The sequence below is a fragment of the Pseudomonas meliae genome (genome assembly GCF_001400515.1).
Taxonomy (GTDB): Bacteria; Pseudomonadota; Gammaproteobacteria; order Pseudomonadales; family Pseudomonadaceae; genus Aquipseudomonas; species Aquipseudomonas amygdali.
This window is the reverse complement of sequence record NZ_LJQT01000452.1, coordinates 1-2,892: the sequence shown is the minus strand read 5'-3', so window position 1 is coordinate 2,892 and position 2,892 is coordinate 1. Positions and strand designations below refer to the sequence as shown.

Below are 2,892 nucleotides of genomic sequence, written 5' to 3'. Positions count from 1 at the left end.
CTGCTGGCGCTCAACGCGGCGATCGAAGCGGCGCGGGCAGGTGAGCAAGGGCGCGGGTTCGCGGTGGTTGCCGATGAAGTGCGCAGTCTGTCGCAACGCACGCAGGCCTCGACCGCTCAGATCGCCGGGACGGTCGACAGCTTGCGCTCCACCGTGACTCAGGCGGTGAACCTGATGGAAGCCGCCTGCGGACAGGCCGTCAACGATGCGCAGTCGGTAACCGGCCTGGGTGTTCGTCTGGGTGAAATCGCCACGGCAGTGCAGGGCGTTACCGATACGCTGGCGCAAATATCGACGGCCGTGGAGGAACAGGCATCGACCGCCGACGAGGTCAGCAGCAACATCCAGCAGGTCGATCAGGCAGCCGGGCGTTTGCTGGAAGGTGCGCGAGCGGTCAATCAGGCAACGGATACCCTGAGCCAGGGCAGTCGGGCGTTGAATGACAATACGGCGCGGTTTCGATTGGGGGGATTGGTGGGGTTGTAGCATTAGGACGAAGATCCGGCGTGATCAAGCCCGCCGGTTTTTCTGTATTCGATGGGGTAACGTATAAGAGTTGGATCAGCGGGGAGCGTATTCATTCATTTGATGACTGACGAGCGTCGATACAAGGCGTAAAATGCTCTATTTTTGCAGGCGAAAGGTTTCTTGAGAACGCAGCTTACCGAAAAAGCCAGCGCGGACGATGTCAATCTGCAGCGAGGGCAAGGCTCAACCGAGGCTGACGATCTTCTTCCGGGGCACCCTCGTGTAGCTATTTTGATGTGTACCTATAACGGTGCTGCGTATCTTCGTGAGCAGCTTGAATCATTTGCCGCTCAGACCTTTCGCAATTGGATGCTTTATGTTTCCGACGATGCGTCAACTGATGACACTTCTGACATTTTGTCCGACTACAAGGTGCGTTGGGGGCAGGAGCGGTTGGTGATTTTCAGCGGGCCTTGTAAGGGCTTTGCAGAAAACTTCATTTCTCTGGTTCAGCGTTCTGAAATAGAGGCCGATTATTTTGCTTTCAGCGATCAGGATGATGTCTGGTTCAACGACAAGCTCAAGCGCAGTGTCGATCTGCTCGAGAGCGCCAACAGCAGCATTCCCGCGCTCTACTGCGGTAGAACCCGTCTGGTCGATGCGGATCTGGGTGTGATCGGGGTATCTCCGTTGTTCAGTAAACCGCCGTCCTTCAGAAACGCGTTGGTTCAAAGTCTGGCAGGCGCCAATACAATGCTGATCAATCAGGCGGCACGTCGATTATTGTGCAGGTTACCTGACCGGTCTCCCTTGATAGCCCATGACTGGCTGACCTACCTCCTGGTTTCAGGGTGCGGTGGTCAGGTGTCCTATGACACTGAGCCCTGCCTGGATTATCGCCAGCACAGCGGCAACCTGATTGGTGCCAATGCCAGCGCTCGTGACAGACTGGTACGTTTTCGCAAAATGCTTTCAGGACGGTTTGCCGAATGGAATGACGCGAACGTGACAGTTCTCAAAGGTATGGAGTTTATGCTTACTGAGGAGAACCGCGGCGTCCTGGCGCATTTTGAAAGCGGTCGCAGGCAGGGGGTTTTTAAGCGCGTTTGCACACTTCGAAAGACCGGGATATACAGGCAGACGCTGCGAGGTAACTTGAGCTTGATGATTGCGATATGGTTGGGGCAGGTGTAATGGTAATATCATTTCAGTAGAAAAATGGATGACACCGGCAGCCGACTACATGCCGCCAGTTCCTTTGAGTTCAATAAAAATCTTACCGCTGCTGGAGCAACATGTGATTAATCGCAATAACGCGTTCGACTTGATCAGGCACGTGGCCGCACTGGCCGTGTTAGTTAGCCATCATTATGTACTGTCTGGTTTTCAAGAGCCTATGCTAAAGGGGTATAATTCGTTAGGTGCCATTGCAGTGCTTGCGTTTTTTGTGATATCGGGTTTTTTGATTTCTCAAAGCTTCTTAAACACGCCTAGTGTGTATCGTTACTTGGAAAAAAGAATAGCGCGACTATTTCCTGCCCTGATCGTATGTGCAGGTGTGATGGTATACATTGCAGGCCTTCTGTTCAGCAAGGGGCGCGGTGCTGAGTATGTCTTAAGTCTGGATGCGCTGATCGACTTTCTGAAAATTTCGATGTTTGGTCGTGCCGACATCAGTGAGATAACAAGTGACTTTATATTCAACGACTCCTTTAATGGAAGCTTGTGGACGTTAAAGATTGAATTCGGATTTTACGTAGCGCTCGCCTTGGCGCTGCTCCTGATGCGTAGTGTCACAACACCTTTGTTCATTGCGTTGTTTTTTTGTCTCACAACGTATATATGCTCGACTTCATCGCATCCAATGGCGCCAAAGCTTCTGGCTTATTCGACGGTCGGAATCGCGTTTTTTGTAGGCGCTTCTTTGTATTTTTATAAAGCATTGTTTGCCAGTCCGAAGACAAAGATCGTGGTAGGTATACTCTCTATAATGCTTGTCTTTTTTTCATTGAATACGCCTTGGGTTATGGTGCTGGCAAGTGTAGGTATTAGCGTACTGGTCCTGATGGTTGGGACGTTTTTCAGCGATACAATTATCAGGTCCAGATTTGATATTTCTTATGGGATGTACCTCTACGCATTTCCCGTTCAGCAGTTGATGATTAATGTTTCTGGTTTAAGTTTTTATGCCTCACTGTCAGCGTCTGTCGCCGTGGTCATTGTGCTCGCTACCTTATCGTGGCTCATGGTCGAGAAGCCAATATTGAATTATGTACATGGTAAATCCCGTGCCCGGTTAAGTGGCGCAGCTGTTTAGTGAAGTTTTCAGTACGTCTTGTGTGACTCAGCGCTTGGCCTTGGCTTTTTGCACAGCGCTGGGCCTCAGAACCAACCTTATGAGTGGCTAAGGAAGGTCTGAAGTAG

At 51.1% G+C, this 2,892-nt stretch carries 3 protein-coding genes; all 3 read left to right on the top strand.

Annotated features, from left to right (window positions below; all coding sequences use genetic code 11):
• On the top strand, positions 1–486 hold a 486-nt coding region (locus ALO64_RS26440; RefSeq protein ID WP_235805018.1), incomplete at its 5' end, for a methyl-accepting chemotaxis protein.
• 276 nt (positions 487–762) lie between these two features.
• Positions 763–1,662, top strand: a complete 900-nt coding sequence (locus ALO64_RS20680; protein WP_044345558.1) for a glycosyltransferase — start codon at positions 763–765, stop codon at positions 1,660–1,662.
• A gap of 28 nt (positions 1,663–1,690) precedes the next feature.
• The gene (locus ALO64_RS20675) at positions 1,691–2,785 is read left to right on the top strand and encodes an acyltransferase family protein (protein WP_235378745.1); all 1,095 of its coding nucleotides are present in this window, start codon (positions 1,691–1,693) and stop codon (positions 2,783–2,785) included.
• Positions 2,786–2,892: the final 107 nt, after the last annotated feature.

Coding starts and splice junctions, on each gene's coding strand:
- ALO64_RS20680 (WP_044345558.1), top strand. CDS start 763: ATGTGTACCTATAACGGTGCTGCGTATCTTCGTGAGCAGCTTGAATCA.
- ALO64_RS20675 (WP_235378745.1), top strand. CDS start 1,691: ATGACACCGGCAGCCGACTACATGCCGCCAGTTCCTTTGAGTTCAATA.